Annotated in this window: 16 protein-coding genes and 1 pseudogene; 5 read left to right on the plus strand and 12 right to left on the minus strand. The window is 62.0% G+C overall.

The annotated features are described in order from the left end of the window. Positions 1-51: 51 nt before the first annotated feature. A complete protein-coding gene (locus OEG84_RS08250) occupies positions 52-1,080 on the plus strand; it encodes a zinc-binding dehydrogenase (RefSeq protein WP_267653305.1) in 1,029 nt (342 codons plus the stop codon). A gap of 30 nt (positions 1,081-1,110) precedes the next feature. Beyond that, positions 1,111-2,037 (plus strand): lipid A biosynthesis lauroyl acyltransferase, encoded by a 927-nt coding sequence (locus tag OEG84_RS08255; protein WP_267656128.1) that lies wholly within the window; start codon positions 1,111-1,113, stop codon positions 2,035-2,037. 48 nt (positions 2,038-2,085) lie between these two features. Here OEG84_RS08255 and OEG84_RS08260 read toward each other — a convergent pair whose 3' ends face one another. From OEG84_RS08260 to cobA, 5 genes are all read right to left on the minus strand, one after another. Next, the gene (locus OEG84_RS08260) at positions 2,086-2,475 is read right to left on the minus strand and encodes a L,D-transpeptidase (RefSeq protein ID WP_267653306.1); all 390 of its coding nucleotides are present in this window, start codon (positions 2,473-2,475) and stop codon (positions 2,086-2,088) included. A 108-nt stretch (positions 2,476-2,583) separates the two neighbouring features. After that, a complete protein-coding gene (gene cbiB, locus OEG84_RS08265; protein ID WP_267653308.1) occupies positions 2,584-3,621 on the minus strand; it encodes an adenosylcobinamide-phosphate synthase CbiB in 1,038 nt (345 codons plus the stop codon). Then, the gene (gene cobD, locus OEG84_RS08270) at positions 3,618-4,637 is read right to left on the minus strand and encodes a threonine-phosphate decarboxylase CobD (RefSeq protein WP_267653310.1); all 1,020 of its coding nucleotides are present in this window, start codon (positions 4,635-4,637) and stop codon (positions 3,618-3,620) included. The genes cbiB and cobD overlap by 4 nt, the downstream gene beginning before the upstream one ends. A 5-nt stretch (positions 4,638-4,642) precedes the next feature. Continuing rightward, on the minus strand, positions 4,643-5,941 hold the full coding sequence (locus tag OEG84_RS08275; RefSeq protein WP_267653311.1) for a cobyrinic acid a,c-diamide synthase CobB: 1,299 nt from the start codon (positions 5,939-5,941) through the stop codon (positions 4,643-4,645). Further along, positions 5,938-6,783, minus strand: a complete 846-nt coding sequence (cobA, locus tag OEG84_RS08280; RefSeq protein ID WP_267653312.1) for a uroporphyrinogen-III C-methyltransferase — start codon at positions 6,781-6,783, stop codon at positions 5,938-5,940. Before cobA ends, OEG84_RS08275 begins: the two co-directional genes overlap by 4 nt. A gap of 87 nt (positions 6,784-6,870) precedes the next feature. On the opposite strand from cobA, the gene OEG84_RS08285 reads away from it, so the two are divergent. Together OEG84_RS08285 and OEG84_RS08290 are read left to right on the plus strand one after the other, a co-directional pair. Beyond that, positions 6,871-7,980: a cobalt-precorrin-5B (C(1))-methyltransferase gene (locus OEG84_RS08285; protein WP_267653313.1), complete on the plus strand. Its 1,110-nt coding sequence runs from the start codon at positions 6,871-6,873 to the stop codon at positions 7,978-7,980. After that, positions 7,970-8,668, plus strand: coding sequence for a cobalt-precorrin-6A reductase (locus OEG84_RS08290; RefSeq protein ID WP_267653314.1), 699 nt, complete (start codon positions 7,970-7,972; stop codon positions 8,666-8,668). The genes OEG84_RS08285 and OEG84_RS08290 overlap by 11 nt, the downstream gene beginning before the upstream one ends. 27 nt (positions 8,669-8,695) lie before the next feature. Here the strand turns inward: OEG84_RS08290 and OEG84_RS08295 are convergent, their stop codons facing one another. Continuing rightward, on the minus strand, positions 8,696-9,001 hold the full coding sequence (locus tag OEG84_RS08295; protein WP_267653315.1) for a hypothetical protein: 306 nt from the start codon (positions 8,999-9,001) through the stop codon (positions 8,696-8,698). Between the two features lie 28 nt (positions 9,002-9,029). On the opposite strand from OEG84_RS08295, the gene OEG84_RS08300 reads away from it, so the two are divergent. After that, positions 9,030-9,434: a RidA family protein gene (locus tag OEG84_RS08300; RefSeq protein ID WP_047029340.1), complete on the plus strand. Its 405-nt coding sequence runs from the start codon at positions 9,030-9,032 to the stop codon at positions 9,432-9,434. A gap of 153 nt (positions 9,435-9,587) precedes the next feature. Here OEG84_RS08300 and cobM read toward each other — a convergent pair whose 3' ends face one another. From cobM to OEG84_RS08330, 6 genes and pseudogenes are all read right to left on the minus strand, one after another. Next, positions 9,588-10,370: a precorrin-4 C(11)-methyltransferase gene (gene cobM / locus OEG84_RS08305; RefSeq protein ID WP_267653316.1), complete on the minus strand. Its 783-nt coding sequence runs from the start codon at positions 10,368-10,370 to the stop codon at positions 9,588-9,590. Then, a pseudogene (gene cobJ / locus OEG84_RS08310) lies at positions 10,367-12,218 on the minus strand (precorrin-3B C(17)-methyltransferase). The gene cobM and the pseudogene cobJ overlap by 4 nt, the downstream one beginning before the upstream one ends. Then, positions 12,215-12,943 carry a precorrin-2 C(20)-methyltransferase gene (gene cobI, locus OEG84_RS08315; RefSeq protein WP_267653317.1) on the minus strand — a complete coding sequence of 243 codons (729 nt, stop codon included), beginning with the start codon at positions 12,941-12,943 and terminating at the stop codon, positions 12,215-12,217. The pseudogene cobJ and the gene cobI overlap by 4 nt, the downstream one beginning before the upstream one ends. After that, the gene (gene cbiE, locus OEG84_RS08320) at positions 12,940-14,166 is read right to left on the minus strand and encodes a precorrin-6y C5,15-methyltransferase (decarboxylating) subunit CbiE (protein WP_267653318.1); all 1,227 of its coding nucleotides are present in this window, start codon (positions 14,164-14,166) and stop codon (positions 12,940-12,942) included. Before cbiE ends, cobI begins: the two co-directional genes overlap by 4 nt. Continuing rightward, on the minus strand, positions 14,159-14,800 hold the full coding sequence (locus tag OEG84_RS08325; protein ID WP_267653319.1) for a precorrin-8X methylmutase: 642 nt from the start codon (positions 14,798-14,800) through the stop codon (positions 14,159-14,161). The genes cbiE and OEG84_RS08325 overlap by 8 nt, the downstream gene beginning before the upstream one ends. 5 nt (positions 14,801-14,805) lie before the next feature. Next, complete coding sequence (locus tag OEG84_RS08330; RefSeq protein WP_267653320.1) at positions 14,806-15,999, minus strand: sirohydrochlorin chelatase; 1,194 nt, start codon at positions 15,997-15,999, stop codon at positions 14,806-14,808. Positions 16,000-16,001: the final 2 nt, after the last annotated feature.

Consider the following 16,001-nt stretch of genomic DNA (forward strand, 5'->3'; position numbering starts at 1 on the left):
GAGATTTCGCTCAGCAGGTTGGACCAGGCCGGGCCGCGAAGGAAGAGATACATGCGCGCATTGCAGCTCATTGAAGACCGCAAGTTGGAAACCGTCGACCTGCCGCCGCCGCCGCCGCCCGGAATTGGCGAGGCAACGGTCTCGATCAAGGCTGTGGCACTCAATCACATCGATGTCTGGGGCTGGCGCGGCATGGCTTTTGCCAAGCGCAAGATGCCTCTCGTCATCGGCGCGGAAGCCTCCGGCGTGGTCGATGCCATCGGCCATGGCGTTTCCGGCCTTATTCCCGGGCAGCTGGTTTCGATCTACGGCGCCCGAACCTGCGGCCTGTGCCGGCCCTGCCGCGAAGGCCGTGACAATCTGTGCGAACATGTCAGCGGCGTCCACGGCTTCCATCTCGATGGCTTCGCTCAGGAGAAGGTCAACCTGCCGGCTCGGCTGCTGGTCCCAGCCCCGCCCGGCGTCAGCCCGATTGGTGCGGCGGTTGCACCGGTCACCTTCGGCACTGTCGAGCACATGCTGTTTGACAATGCCAGGCTCGAACCCGGTGAGACCATTCTGGTCCATGCCGGCGGTTCCGGCATCGGTTCGGCCGCCATTCAGCTCGCCAAGAAAATGGGCTGCACCATCATCACCACGGTCGGCTCGGACGAGAAGATCGAAAAGGCCAAGGCGCTCGGCGCCGATCACGTGATCAATTACCGGACCGACCGTTTTGAAGGCGTGGTGCGCAAGCTCACCAAAAAGCGCGGTGTCGATGTGGTGTTCGAACATGTCGGTGCCGACACATGGGCCGGTTCGATGCTGTCACTCAAGCGCGGCGGCCGGCTGGTTACCTGCGGTTCGACCTCGGGTGTGTCGACCCAGATGAATCTGATGATGCTGTTTCAGCAGCAATTGCGACTGATCGGCTCTTTCGGGTGCCGGATGCAGAACATGGCCGATGCCATGCAGAAAATGGCGGCCGGTCAGGTGCAACCGGTCATCGACACTGAAGTAGGTTTTGACGAGATCTATACGGCGCTGGCCCGCATGGAAGGCCGCGACGTGTTCGGCAAAATCATTCTCAAGATGGATTGAACCCGGCTTCCCATGGCAAATCCTTACCGCATGGTGCTGACACGGCTGGTGATCGCGTTCAAGCGTGCCCAACACTGGCTGGTTGCAGCCGCCGTCCTGTCGCTGCTCCGGTTGATATCGTTGTTGCCGGCCAAAAAAGCCATTGAGTTTGTCGATCGCATGGCCCGCCGTATCGGGCCGCTAACGCCGCGTCACAGACTGGCGCTCTTCAATCTGAAGAAGGCTTACCCGGAAAAAACCGAAGCCGAACGCGAACAGATTGCCGTCGACATGTGGGGCAACATGGCCCGCCTCGCGGCAGAATATGTGTTTTTGGACAAGCTGTTTGATTTCGATCCCGAGTCAACTGAACCAGGCATGATCGAAGTCGAGGGCATTGAGTATTTTACCAAGCTGCGCGACAGCGGCAAGCCGTTCATCGTCTTTACCGCTCATACCGGAAATTTCGAATTATTGCCGGTTGCCGCAGCGACCTTTGATCTCGATGTCATGGCCTTGTTTCGCCCTCCAAACAATCCCTATATCGCCCGTAAGGTGCTAGCTACGCGGCGCACGGCAATGGGCCATTTGGTGCCCTCGCGGGCCGGCGCAGCGTTTACGCTGGCCCGTCGGTTGGAAGCCGGTGGCGGTGTCGGCATGCTCGTCGACCAGAAATTCCACAAGGGTGCGCAAACGACCTTTTTCGGTCTTGAAGCCCGCACTAATCCACTGCTGGCCAAGCTCGTGCGGCAATTTGAATGCGAGGTCTATCCGGCCCGCTCGATCCGCCTGCCAGGTGGCCGTCATCGTCTGGTGGTGGAGGCAGCGATCGAAATTCCGCGGAACGCCGATGGCAGCGTCGACGTGGCCGCCACATCGCAAATGCTCAACGACAAAGTGGAAAGCTGGGTGCGCGAATATCCAGGCCAGTGGCAGTGGTTTCACGACCGTTGGAATATCAAGCATACTTTGAAATAGAATAATGAAGGCCCGGCAAAGACCGGGCCCTCAACTGAAATCACGCTATCAGTTCTGGACGACGATGCGGATGTTGTTCTTGCCCATTTTCTCGACCAGCGAGTAGAATTTCGCTGCATGCTGTTCGGCCAAGCGGACGCAGCCATGCGATGCGCGGCGCCCCAGACGTTTGGTGTCGCGGGTGGCGTGGATCGCATAGCCACCGCGGAAGAACACCGCATAGTGCATCCACGCATTGTTGTATTTGCGTGACCGGTGATACCGCGAAAGCCATTTCGGCGAGTAGGTGCCGCGCGGGGTCGAATATCCGGATCGGCCAGTGGAAACCTTCCACTTGTATTTCACCTTGCCATTCTGGCTGACCACCATGGTCTGCGACGACACGTCAATCTTGGCAACGACCTTGGCGGCAAGAGCCGACGTCGCTGAAAATGGCATCAGAGCAAGTGCAAATGCCCCAACCAAAAACAAATATCTCATTTTACTTCCCCCATACACGCTGCACATCACAATACTATCAGCGAGAAAATTTATACAGATTGATAATCAGGTTAAAGTTAAAAACAGCAACGGCATTCTAAATACCGACGCAACCAATTGATTTATCTTGGTTTTAAAGAATTGCAAGCACCAACAGAACGGCAGCGGCGAGACTGTCACAGGCTCGAAAAAGATTTTGAGCGCCTCCTCAACGTCTGCCGCACTGGCCTGCCGACGCCCGCGGGCGTTGACACTGGCCTCCATCACCATCTCGCCGCCATACTGCCGCGGCCCGGCCAGGGAAAGCCCCAGCGCGCCGGCCATCGCCGCTTCCGGCCAGCCGGCATTGGGCGAGCGATGCAGACCTGAATCCACCAGCGCCTGCTCGCCCGCCTGGCGCATGGCATCAATTCCCCTGGCCAGACCCGCACCACAGGCAATCAACAACGCCGAAAGCCGCGCCGCCGGCCAATTGGCGAGATCATCGAGCAGCGCCGCTGCACGCCCGAATTCCCGATACCGGTCATTGAGATGGCCGATCATCGAATCCGCAGTGTTGAGCATCTTGTAGGCCAGCAGCCCCGGCAGTCCAAAAACCGCGTACCACAGCACCGGCGCGACGATACCGTCGGAAAAATTCTCGGCCAAGCTCTCGATCGCCGCCCGCGACACACCAGCTTCATCGAGAGCCTCGGGATCGCGGCCGACAATCATCGCCACCGCTGCTCGCCCGCCGACTACCCCACCCTCGCGCAAGCCGGTAACGACCGCACATACATGATCACCAAGACTTTTTTGCGCCAGAAAAACCGCGACGATCACCGTCTCCAGCGCCCAACCAATCATCCCCAACTGTGCAAATGCCACGTTCAATGCCAGTCCGGCCAGCGCGGCGACAATTAACAGCGCTGCAATTGCAATCCTGCCGTTGCGCTGGCGCGTCAGAGCACTGTCATCTGCATGGTTGAAGCGGCGCTCGATAAAGCCGATGGCCTGGCCGAAAATCACCACCGGGTGGCTCAGTCGCCGCCACAGCCAGTCCGGGTCGCCAACAACTCGGTCGAGCACAAGCGCCGCCAGAAGCACCGCCAGATGCCACATCATGGGGTCCGGACGCCGACAAGCCGCAGGGTTTCGCGCAATCGCACACCGGAGAGCTCGTCAGGAACCAGACCGATGCGGATCCGCGACGGGCTATGGTCAAACGCCCGCACCAGCACCTGATGGCCCGCCAGCGCATTGCGCACCGCTGCGCCGTCACCCACCTCGCAGCAGAAAAACAGCGCCGTCTCGCCAATGACCGAAACATTGGCCATGTTGAGCGCCGACCGGGTCATGGCATGTGCCTTGTCGATCCGCTGGCGCAGATTGGAAACCAAATCCATGCGCGAAAACCCATGCGCGGCAATTGCCAATGCCGGCCCTGAAACTGCCCAGGGGCCAAGCCGGTCGCTGAGTATCTTCGACAGGCCCGGCTCGGCAAACACGAACCCCAGCCGCAAACCGGCAAGCCCAAAAAACTTGCCGAAGGAGCGCATGACCACCAGGTTGGGCTCCATTCCCGCGGCACCCGCCATCGACAAGTCCTGGCGCATATCGGCAAAAGCTTCATCGACAACAACCAGCCGGTTCCGATGCGCCCGCACAAAGCCGAAAATATCGTCGCGCATGGTGGCGCGGCCGTCGGGATTGTTGGGATTGGCGAGGATCACCGTGCTTGCCCGCGTCGCTGCCGCCGCCTCAATCGTATCAATATGGTCGATCTCTATGCCGGCGCGGCGAAAGGCCTGTTCGTACTCGCCATAGGTGGGCGAGACGATGGCCACAGATTCGGCGTCCGGCCTGAGCCACGGCAGCAGTTGAATGGCGGCCTGAGTGCCGGGTGTAATCACCGGCGTTACCGCGCCGCCATAATGGCGCATCGCCAGTTCCGCGACACGCACCGCTTCCGCCTGCTCCGGCAGCCGCCGCCAAATATCGGCTGGCAGATCGGGCAGAGGCAGCGAAAACGGGCTGATGCCAGTCGACAGATCGAGCCATTCCGACGCCGCCCCGCCATGGCGCGCCATAGCCTCGGAAAGGGCGCCGCCATGGGCAATGGGATCAAGAACAGGACTCATATCAGTCAGTCTATCCGGTCAATAACATGCATGAACGATCCCGAGACGTTGCCGCGTCTCAATCCGACTGCACCGAGATCGGCGCCCAGCGCATCCCGTGCCGAGAACAGCCTGTCGGCCTCGCCTTCGGAAACGATCGTTGCATAGTGAAATTCATGCGCCGAGAGTTCCATGTCCCAGAAGAAGCCGGGCATCGGCGTCATCCGGCGATAGCCCAGGTGCCGCTGCCGGTCGGCAAAACTGGTAACCAGCGGCAAGGCGCCCAGCATCTCGTGCCGTACACCCTGATCGTCGATGAGCCCCTCGCCCAACACCATGTAGCCGCCGCACTCGCCATAAACCGTCACACCGCGCTTGATCGCTGCAAGCATAGCGGACTTGAACCCCTGCGCACTGGCCAGCACGCCGACGTGCAATTCCGGATAGCCGCCGGGCAGAACCACCGCATCGCAATCCTCAGCCGGTCCCTCGTCAGCCAGTGGTGAGAAGAACGAGATTTCCGCGCCACGCCGTTTCCAGCCAAGCAGCATGTGCTCATAGGCAAAGGCGAAAGCGATATCCCGCGCCACCGCGATCTTCTGGCCAGGCGGTGGCAGCCGCAAGATCTTTGCCAACGTCGCCTTGGCAGGTGCCCGCTGCCCCAACCTGACGAGCTGATGCAGATCGACGCGGCTTTCCACCAGATCCGCGGTGGCATCGATCAACCTTGCAAGTTCGGCATTTTCTCCGGCCTGCACCAGCCCGAGATGGCGCTGCGGGACGCTCAGGCTGTCGTCCCGTGGCAACGCGCCCAGGACAGCGATCCGTGCCTTGTCGAGCGCCTGGCGCAGCATGCCTTCGTGGCGTGGACTGGCGACCCGGTTGAGGATGACGCCGGCGACCAGCACGTCGGGATGAAAATTGGCAAAACCTTGCGCCATCGCCGCAACCGAATGCGACATGCTGGCGCAGTCGATTACCAAGATAACCGGCAGACCGAGCAGCCCGGCCAGATCGCCAGCAGAACCGGATCCGTCGGCGGCGCCGTCAAACAGCCCCATCATCGCTTCGATCACCAGCATGCGGCCACCCTGCGACTGCAGCGCGGCATTGGCCAGCAGCAGGTCACCGCGCATCGCCCATGGATCGTAATTGAGGCAGGTCTCGCCGCTTGCTGCCGTGTGAAAGGCGGGATCGATATAATCCGGGCCGGCCTTGCCCGGCGCCAGCGCCACCCCGCGGCGCTTGAGCGCCCGTAATAGTCCCAATGTTACCGTCGTCTTGCCGGCGCCTGACTGCGGCGCCGCAATCATCAATCCCGTCATGCACTGTCTTTCTGCGCATCAGCGCGATTTCCCAGAGGGTCGGCGGTCAGAACCCGACCGGCTGCGGCGCCCATCCAGTCAAGCGCCGGCCTCAGCCGTACAACCTTGCCCACTACCACGATCGCCGGCGGCTGCAACCCCGATGCGGCAACATCGGTAGCAGCCCGCTCAAGCGTTGTTTCAAGCACTTTCTGCTCAGGCAACGAGGCGTCGGTAACGAAGGCCACCGGCTCGTCGGCATCGCGCCCCGCGTCTATCAGTCGCGCGGCAATAATGGCGATATGTTTCATCGCCATATACATGACAATTACCTGGCTGCCGCGGGCCACGCCATCCCAATCGATCCGGTCGGGAACCAGACCGCTGGCATCGTGGCCGGTGAGAAAGGTAACGGTATGATTGGTGTCGCGGTGGGTCACCGGAATGCCGGCATAGGCCAGCCCGCCGATCCCAGCCGTCACCCCCGGCACGATGCGGAACGGAATATGGTGCTCGACCAGCGTCAACGCTTCTTCGCCGCCACGGCCAAACACGAAAGGATCTCCGCCCTTGAGCCGCAGAACCCGCTGCCCCTCGCGTGCCAGTTCGACCAGCCTGAGCGAAATGTCGCGTTGCTTCGGCGATGGTTTTCCGCCTCGTTTCCCGGCATATTCCAGGCGGGCGCCCGGGCGGGCAAGCTTCAGGCATTCGGCATTGACCAGAGCATCGTGGACGATCACATCGGCCTGGCTCAGCGCATGGGCGGCATGCAGCGTTAACAGCCCCGGGTCACCCGGCCCGGCTCCTACCAGCCAGACTTCGCCGGCTTTCATTTCCGGCAGGTTTTGGCGCCAGTCGATCATGCATTTTCCATTCGAATGATTAGGCTTACACCCGTATCAATCGCACTCTATAACGGCAACAGGCAAGACACGATCAAGAACTGCGACATGGACAGCGACGAAAACGAAATTCGATCGGAAAAACCCGCCACGGCGCTGCGCCGGGGCTGGACGACGGGTGCCTGCGCCACGGCGGCAACGAAGGCCGCGCTGACCGCATTGCTGACCGGTGAGTTCCCCGATCCGGTGGTCATCACCTTGCCGAAAGGCGAGCAGCCGGGGTTTGCGCTGGCGCGTGAATCCCTGGATGAAAAAACCGCCATGGCGGCCATCATCAAGGACGCCGGCGACGACCCCGACGTCACCCACGGGGCGATGGTCATCGCCCGCATCCAGCGGCTCGCTCAGGGACAGGGCATTGTCTTCAAGGCGGGTGATGGCGTCGGCACCGTCACCCGGGCGGGGCTCCCGGTTCCGGTCGGCGAACCGGCGATCAACCCGGTGCCGCGGCGGATGATGACCGAAACCGTCACTGCGCTGTGCCAGCATCATGGCATCTCGCCCGACATCGAAATCGAGGTCTCGATCGAGAACGGCGCCGAGTTGGCGCTGCAGACTTGGAACCCGCGGCTTGGCATTCTCGGTGGCCTCTCCGTGCTTGGCACCACCGGCATCGTTCATCCGTTCTCCTGTGCCGCCTGGATCCACTCGATCCACCGCGGCATCGATGTCGCCCGCGCCGAGGGCTTTCCGCATGTGCTGGGCGCCACCGGCTCGAGCTCGGAGAAAACCGCCCAGAACTTTCACGGCCTGTCCGACCTTGCTTGTCTCGACATGGGCGATTTCGCCGGTGGGCTGCTCAAATATCTCCGCGCCCATCCGGTTCCGCGGCTGACCATTGCCGGCGGTTTCGCCAAGATGACCAAGCTCGCCCAGGGCGCGATGGATCTGCATTCGGGCCGCAGCCAGGTCGACATGGCGTGGCTTGCCGAAAAGGCCGGCGAACTGGGCGCAGACCGTGAGCTGACGGACCAGATCCTGGCCGCCAACACCGCGCTCGAGGCGCTGGAATTGACCGGTGCTGCCGGGCTTGATCTACCCGAAATAATCGGCAAAGCCGCGCGTAACGCCGTGCTTGACGTGCTCCGCGGCGCCCCGGTCAGTGTCGATGTGATGGTCACCGACCGCGCCGGGACGCTTCTGGCCCATGCCGTCTGAGCCGAATGCCCCCCAAACCATCCTGATTCTCGGCGGCACAAGCGAGGCAGCCGAGCTGGCCCGCGATCTGGTCGCACGCCACCCCGATGCGCGGGTGATCACCTCGCTGGCCGGTCGCACCCGTGATCCCGCGCCGCTTGCAGGTGAGGTCCGCAGCGGCGGTTTTGGTGGCGTCGAAGGACTGGCCAATTTCATCCGCGCCGAGCGCGTCACCCGAATGGTCGACGCGACCCATCCCTTCGCCCGCCAGATCAGCGCCAACGCCATTGAGGCGGCGAAAATCGCTGGCGTGCAGCTCGACATCCGCACCCGCACCGCTTGGGCAAAACAACCCGGCGACAACTGGATAGAAGTCGAAACACTGAACCAAGCCCGCGATGTCATTCCGCCCCGCGCCCGCGTATTACTGGCATTGGGCTCGCAGCATATCGGTCTGTTCGCTTCCCGTGAGGATGTGCATTTCATCGTCCGCATGATCGACCCGCCGGAGCATCCGCTGGAACTCCCCGACCATGCGCTGATCCTGGGCCGCCCCGGCGACACGCCGGCAGTAGAGACACTGCTGCTGATCGCCCATTCGATCACCCACATCGTCTGCCGCAATTCAGGCGGCAAGGCGGCTTACGCCAAGATCGAGGCGGCGCGAGAGTTGGGGGTGCCGGTAATTATGGTCGGGCGGGGCGATTGAGAACCACCATAAATGTCTTGTGTTCCGTCATGCCGGACCCCGATCCGGTATCCGGCCAGCCCAGGTCCTTGGACTGATCGGGTTGGCAAATCCGGTGCGGTCGATATGCGCAGTGTGCACCGGGGACACATAGCTCTCTGTTTTCACTAAAAATCCGGAACGTATCTTCCAAATCATTACCGACAAGGAAGAAACCTTTGGCCGAAAAGATATCGTGCGAATTCTGTCGAATTTCACTTCTTTTGCAACACTTTGCGCGTGTTTTGATGCCTTGTAGTGAGTCTGCTTGTCTGCCAGAATAAACGCAGATCTGGTGCCCATTTTGGCACTCATATCATTCCCAAACAGTAGGAAACCCAACATGAAACGAGAAGCTGTTAATCCCACCACAATGTATAATGCAACGCAGTTTGGGTTTTCGCATGCAGTTGCATCTGAAGGACGCAGAATGCTTCATCTCGCCGGGCAAGTTGCATGGGACAAGGATAACAATCTGGTGGGCCCGGGAGACTTGGGCGCGCAAGCGGCGCAGGCCTTTGCAAATCTCAAAGAGGTGTTGGCCGCAGAAGGTGCGTCCGCAGCCAATGTTGTCAGGCTCAGGACTTATGTGGTCAATTATTCGCCTGACCAGCTCGAAATCATCGGCCCTGCCATAGGTGCATTTTACGGTGATGTTATACCCGCAGCCAATACATTGATCGGCGTTCAGTGCCTTGCAATGCCGGATTTCCTAATCGAAATCGAAGCCACCGCAGTTCTGAGCTGATCCAAATTCAACACCAGAACAAAGTCTCTTCACCCAGGACGACGGGTCGCTGGATCCCGGCTCAAGGCGGGGATGACGGAAACTTAGGAACCGGCGTTGCAGAATTGAAATCGTAGCAAGAAACGCAGTTGGGATTCCGTCGACACCTATCTACTACACCACTTTCGCCTTCTTCTTTTTTCCGACATTCCTGAGCACATGCGAGTAGTCGGAATTGTAGAGGTCGCTGTCGCGGAAGCTGATATCGCCGAACACCTTGCCGACCATGATCAGCGCGGTGCGGGTGATCTTGTGTTTGCGCACCTCTTCCTTCATGCCCTCAAGCGTGGTGCGGATGTAGAGTTCGTCCGGCCAGGTGGCACGGTAGGCAATCACCACCGGGCAATCGGCGCCATAGAACGGCTCCAGCGACCGCCGCACATAATCAAGATTGCGGATCGACAGGTGGATCGCCAGCGTCGCCCGCGACTGGCCGAGAATTTCCAACTGCTCGAACTCCGGCATCGATGACGCCTTCATGCCGGTGCGGGTGATGATCACCGTCTGGGCGATTTCCGGCAGGGTCAGCTCGGTGGCAAGCTTTGCCGCCACACCGGCGAAAGCCGGCACGCCTGGCACCACCTCGTAATCGATCCCCAGCGCATCCAGCCGCCGCATCTGCTCGGCCACCGCGCCATAGATCGCCGGATCGCCCGAATGCACCCGTGCCACATCATGGCCGGCCGCATGCGCGGTTTCCATCTCCGCGATGATCGCCTCGAGATGCATCGGCGCGGTGTCCTTGACCAGCGCCCCTTCGGGCGCGGCGTGGACGATTTCCTCCGGCACCAGCGACCCGGCGTAGAGGCACACCGGGCATCGCTCGATCAGCTTGAGGCCGCGCACGGTGATGAGGTCGGGTGCGCCCGGTCCGGCGCCGATAAAATAAACGGTCATGCCGCGTCTCCAGATATGATGTTTGCCATGGCTGTGCCTTCCTTGCGGGCATAGCCGCGCGGCGTATAGACCCAGGTTTTGCCGTCGCCGGTCTTGATCGTGGCGGAATTGGACGAGCCGACCACCACCACGGTGAGCATGTCGACATCATCGACATTGAGCGAGCCCAGCGGCACGATGCGGATCAACTCGCCTTCGCGCCCCAGATTGGTGGCGAGGATCACCGGCGTGGACGCCGGGCGATGCTCGAGCAGCTTGTCGCGCGCCCATGCCAGTTGGGTTCGGCGCTTCTTCGACACCGGATTGTAGAACGCGATGACGAAATCGCCCTCGCCCGCAGCCGTCACCCGGCGCTTGATGTCTTCCCAGGGCGTCAGCAGATCCGACAGCGAGATGGTGCAGAAATCATGCCCCAGCGGCGCACCGGCGCGCGCAGCCGCGGCCTGCAGCGCCGAGATGCCCGGTGACACAGCAATCTCGATCCGGCGTGCTTCTGCCGTCAGGCCTTCCGGTCCGTCCGACTTGTCCAAAAGTTCGAACACCAGCGTCGCCATCGCGTAGATCCCGGCGTCACCAGAACAGACCAGCGCCACCGACTTGCCTTGGCCTGCCAGTCCCATCGCGTGGCGCACGCGCGCCTCTTCCTTGCCAAGATCAAAATCATGCCGCGTCTTGCCCTTGGTCAGCGGCCCGAGCAGATCGAGATAGAGCGAATAGCCGACCAGATCGGTCGAAGCAGAAACCATCTGCGAAACCTCTGGCGAGCGCCAGCCTTCTGATCCCGGCCCGATACCGACCACCATCAGCTTGCCCCGCGCCCTGCCCGGCAGGTTCGCGTTTGTAAACGGCTCCATCGCGCGTGCGATGGCACAAGTGGCACGCTTGCTTTTGCGCTTCTCCGCGATCAGTTCGCCTGACGCTCCAACGGCAGCCAATGCAGCGCCTTCGGACACGCCATGGCACCCGACTTCGGCAAAGACGATATCAGACGGATGTTTCAGCCGCGGCGTTTCCGCTTCCAGCGTTACCGCATCGAAGAACCGCGCCGGGCAACCGAAATGCTGCGCCACATGATGCACCGCTGCCTCATCGGCCTTCACATCAATCGACGCCACCAGCCCAACAGCCTCGGGTGCAAGCCCAGCCTTGGTGAGTCTTTCCAGCGCCAGCGCCAGCGCTTCGTCACCACTGGCACCACGTTCGCAGCCGATGCCAAGCACGAGGTTTTGCGGATGATACAGCAGCCCGTTTTCAGGCGGTGCAATGGCCCTGTCCGAGACAGCCAGAACAACCGCGCCATCAGGCGAAAACATCAACCCACTCTCGCTGAGCCAGAGCGCATCGCCGTCAAGCCGCGCAGTTCTGCCAGCCACCAGATCGGCCATCACCAGCTTGGCGTTTTGGGGATTGGCAAGCACCCAGCCTTCCGGCGGCAGAATCCAACGCTACTCCGAATTTCACGTCACCTGCCGTGGTAACCGCTGCAAGCCCGTCTGTAATTGCGGCAATCTTGCGCGCCAGATCATTAGCGCCGTGGTGCCCGCCGAGCAGCGGCACGGCAACCGATCCGTCTTCCGCAACCGCGATTACCGCAGGCTCGTTCGCCTTGTCGGTGAGATGGGGCGCCAATAACCGGATGACAGCGCCCGCCGCCATCATGGCGATGATCGGCCGCCCTTCCGCAAACAGCTCGGCCAGGTGTCCCCCGACATCACCAAACTGCACATCCGCGCCCTGCGGCACGCGCCGGGCGAACCCGTGCACCTCGCCGCCAGTAGTCTGGGCAATGCGCCGGGCCAACGGCAACGCCGCCTCCGACAGAATCACGATCGCCGCGGATTTGTTCATGCCTTGCTCCCCGGCAGCGAATGGACCCAGTCCTCGCCGCCCTTGTAAATCAGGATCATCGAAAAGTATGGCGCGGTGTCTTCAGGCACATCCGCAAGCGGCATCAAGCGCTCCGCGCCAAGTGTTACCCGCTCGACATAGACGGCCTGCGCCAGAAGATTCATTTTCTCAATCAGCGCGCGCAAACGCTTGAAATGCCTGCCGATCTTGATGATCGCAACTGCATCCGCCAAGTTGATTCTGTTTGTGAGCTCATCGTCGCAAAGTGGTCCCGGCAAAACCGACAGCCCATCGTTGCGCGCAGCCAGCGGACGGCCGGCAGCGCTTGCCGCCGCCATCATCGAAGACACCCCGGGCACCACTTCGGTCCGGTAGCGCGGCGCCAGCCGCTCGAACAGATACATGAACGAGCCATAGAAAAACGGATCACCTTCGCACAGCACCGCCACGTCGCGTCCGGCATCGAGATGGGCGGCGATCTCCACCGACACCCGGTCATAGACGTCGCGTGCCGGAAACCTCTCGGTCCGCATCGGCATCACGATCGGGATCTCGACCTGCCCGCCGGGCAGATGCGAAGCGGCAATGGTGCGGGCGAAACTCGGACCGGTATCCGGCGCCGGCCAAGCGATCACCGGCGCTGACTGCAAGATCCGGTAGGCTTTCAGCGTCAGCAATTCGGGGTCGCCTGGCCCTAGCCCCAGCCCGTAAAGAGTGCCGCTCATTCGTCCCGCCCCTTGGTCACCGCCCACAGCGTCACCGGCATCTGCGGCTTCCAGCCGAGATAGCGTCCGACCGGTTCCGCGCGGCTTGTCTGCACCCGAATCAACTCGCCGCCATGCACCGCCTGCAGCGCAAACAACCGCGCTTCGCCTTCCACGGTTACGGCGTTGGCAACCAGCCGGCCGTTGGGCGCCAGCGCCTGCCAGGCCGCTTCGAATACACCATCGCGGGAAATGCCGCCGCCGATGAATACAGCGTCCGGCGCCTCGATATTTTCGAGCGCTGCCGGCGCGGTGCCCGCAACAATCTCCAGCCCCGGCGCACCCAGCGTCATGGCATTATGGGCGATCATTTCCCGGCGCGCACTGTCGGTCTCGATGGCGATCGCCCGGGCGCCGCGGGCAGCGCGAATCCACTCTATTCCGATCGAGCCGCAGCCGGCGCCAACATCCCAGATCAGCCCGCCCGGAACCGGCCCGAGCCGCGATAGCGTAACCGCCCTCACCTCGCGCTTGGTCAGTTGTCCGTCATGCTCGAAAGCTTCGTCGGGCAGCCCAGGCACCGCTGGCAGCAGTCGCGCACCGGGCTCGGCCTCGCACAAAATCGCCAGCGTGTTGAAGGCGGCCAGCACCGGCCTGTCGGCTGCGATCCGGTCGGCGCGCATCACCCGGATGCGCTCATCCGGCCCGCCCATATGCTCAAGCACCGCCATCTCGGAGCGGCCATAACCGCGGGCGTTGAGAATTTCCGCCGCCTCGATCACCGTGCGACCGGTTGAAGTGAGTGCGATGATCCGTGCGCCCGGCTGCACATGCGCGGCCAACCCATGCACCGAGCGGCCATGCAGCGAGATCATCGCCACCTCCTGCAGCGCCCAGCCAAGCCGGGCGGCGGCGAGCGAAAACGCCGAAGGGGACGGGATCACCCTGAGCTCGCCCGCATCGAGTTGCCGCATCAACGTTGCGCCAATGCCGAAAAACATCGGATCGCCGGTGGCAAGAATGGTGGTCGGGGTGCCGCGCCGCGCCATCAACAGCGCTAGGGTCTCCTTGACCCCGAAGGTCCAGGCGATGGTCTCGCGGCCGCCGCAATCAATCCGCGCCAACACCCGTTCCGGTGCGATGATCGTCGCTGCTGCTTCATACAGCGTTCGCGCCGGCGGCGTCAGGCTGTCGAGCCCATTGTCGCCGATACCGAGAATGGTCAACCAGGGCGTTTCAGCCATGCCCTTCAAGCCCCCCGGCAAGTGCATTCACCGCAGCGCTGGCAAGCGCGCTGCCGCCGCGCCGCCCCGTTACTGTAAGATAGGCTACGCCGCGCGGATCGTCGACCAACGCCTGCTTGCTTTCCACCGCACCGACAAAGCCCACCGGCGCGCCGATGATGGCGGCCGGCTTCGGCGCTCCAGCGTCGATCAGCTCGAGCAGCCGGAACAGCGCCGTCGGCGCATTGCCAATGGCAATCACCGCGCCGCCCATCCGTTCGGCCCAGAGATCGACCTGCGCTGCCGAGCGGGTGGTCGCATCGCGTGCGGCGATCTCGCGCACCCGCGGGTCATTGAGCAGACACAGCACCTCGTTGCCCGCAGGCATCAATCGCCCGATCACCCCGTGACGCACCATTTCCACATCGCACAGCACCGGCGCACCAGCCTGCAACGCAGCACTCGCGGTGAACGCGAAGCCGTCGGAGACGGCGATGTCAGCGGCCAGATCGACCATCCCGCAGGCATGAATCATCCGAACCACCACCGATTCGGTAGCCGCGTCAAAACGTGCAAGCTCAGCCTCTGCCCGGATGATGGCAAAGGAACGCCGGTAGATCTCTGCCGGATCGCGGACGGGGGTGAAAGCGGTCAACCCGGTCAGTCCTTGTTCTTTTCCATCGAGCGCGGCCCGTGCGGGTGATCCGCATGCGGATAGGGATGATGGTGATGGTCAGCGCCGTGGCTGTGATCATGGCCATGGTCATGTGTGTGATCGTGCGAATGCCCATGGTCGTGCCCGTGGTCATGCCCATGTGCATGACCATGCGAATGCGCATCATCCACCGGCTCCAACGGTGCCGGGCTCGCGTGGCTGTGCACCGGCGTCCATGGCAGGCCATGTTCCTTGCAGAACTCTTCCTCGCGGCACGACGCGTCGCAATCGCCCTTGCAGGGGCAATCCTCAAGCCCGCCGCCAATGCCTTCGACATGGTGATGATGGCTTTCCTGCGGCAGTCCGACTTCAGCTTCGAAGCCGAGCACCTGCTCGCGATATTTGCACATCTGGCAGTTCATCAGCGCCTGCCCGTCGACGATCTCCTGCACCCGGTCCTGGAAGGTGTCGAGCACCAGCGTATGGTCGCTCAGGTAAGATGCCTTGATGAACTGGATCTCGGGATGATCGGCGGCCACCGCGTCGGTCTCGGAATAGATCCGCTTGACCAGCACGCCGGTAAACAGGAAATAGGGAAACACGATGATGCGCTTGTAGCCGAGCTTGGCTGCATGGCTGAGCCCCGGCCCGACCAGCGGAAAGGTCACGCCCGAATAGCAGGTCTCGGCCCAGCCAAAACCAAAGCCTTCCCACAGCATCCGCATCACCTTCGACGCATTCGAATTGGCATCCGGATCGGACGAGCCGCGGCCAACCACCATCAACAGCGTGTCGTGAAGACCCACTTCGCCTTCAGCCGCATTGGCCGTGTCGATCGCCTGCTGGATCCGCTCGCCCGCCGCCCTGATCATTTTCAGGTCGATGCCAAGTTCGCGCCCATAGCTGATCACCATCCCGGGATTTTGCGCCTGGTAAGTGTTGAGTACGGAAGGGATGTCGTTCTTGGCGTGGCCGGCGGCAAACAGCATGCCCGGCACGGCCAGAACCCGGGTCACGCCCTTTTCGCGCAGCCGATCAAGACCTTCCGAGATCACCGGATTGCAGAATTCGAGATAGCCATATTCCACCGGCAGATCCGGATAGCGGGCTTTCAGCCCCTCGGCGACGGTGGCGAATTCGCGTGCGGCGTTCTGGTTGCGGCTGCCATGACCGCAAACCATGATCCCGATCTTTTCCATGT

The sequence above is a fragment of the Hoeflea algicola genome (assembly GCF_026619415.1).
Classification (GTDB): domain Bacteria; phylum Pseudomonadota; class Alphaproteobacteria; order Rhizobiales; family Rhizobiaceae; genus Hoeflea; species Hoeflea algicola.